Below are 926 nucleotides of genomic sequence, written 5' to 3'. Positions count from 1 at the left end.
CTCGTTATCGGCCATTTTCGCACCCTACTTTTGTAACAATCAGCGACAACCAAAACACAACTATACTTTATAAGACAGGGAAGTAGGACACAGCAAAACTGGTTGGACAATCCCAAACAGTAGACAAAGGCAACTTGGCAAAACCTGCGGCACCAACCCGACTAGGCACTTCCGGGAACAAAAATAGTTCACAGGTTGACACAACTTGCAGCTTGACAAAGTATCCTCCGTCGTTATGTTCCCAACCTATATGGGGGAATTTTGGGATGCTCATGGGGGAAATATGCCCCCATATAGGATTTTACTTTTGGACTACCGCTCACTGTAGACTAATTTACGGCAGTTTACCAAGAGGCAGACTAGGCAACATTAAAAAAAACAGTTTTAATACATGATAAATCATTATTGATACACGATAAATCATCATTGATACAAGATAAATCACCATTGATACAAGATAAATCACCATTAAATCACTGTAAAACCTTCGTCAATAATGAATAAAACAACTGTATATCAATGAGTTACATCAAATCGACAAACTAAAAATTGAAAATTAAAAAAATAACCCTGAAAAGAGCACAAAAGGAGGCCTTAGGCTTTCAAAAAGTTTTACTTTTTCATAAACTTTGTGGCTTGACAAAGGTCGTTCACAGCTGGACACAGGCTTTTGGTTGACAAAATTCGTTCACAGGTCGACACAGGCTGGGTTCGACAAAACAAAGGATGGCACACCCTGCATAGACAAAACGGCCGATAACATGGGTATTGCCGCAAGCAGGGGGTGACGGAACAAACTTCATCTTTTGATTGACTATTTAGCTTTTGTACGGGCTGGACTTTATATATTTGGCTATGGAAAAAACATCAGCAATATTGCAATCATTTGGCTTCGGTTCCGGGCTGACCCAGCGCTATGCCCCTGC

1 protein-coding gene is annotated in these 926 nt (G+C 40.5%); it reads left to right on the top strand.

Annotated elements, in window-relative coordinates; genetic code table 11:
- The first annotated feature begins 629 nt into the window (after positions 1-629).
- A complete protein-coding gene (locus ACHFIY_RS19305) occupies positions 630-788 on the top strand; it encodes a hypothetical protein (RefSeq protein ID WP_410847769.1) in 159 nt (52 codons plus the stop codon).
- Positions 789-926: the final 138 nt, after the last annotated feature.

It is taken from the genome of Parasediminibacterium schistidii, from assembly GCF_046546515.1.
In the GTDB taxonomy this organism is placed as follows: domain Bacteria; phylum Bacteroidota; class Bacteroidia; order Chitinophagales; family Chitinophagaceae; genus Parasediminibacterium.
This window is presented reverse-complemented; position numbering and strand designations above follow the sequence as displayed.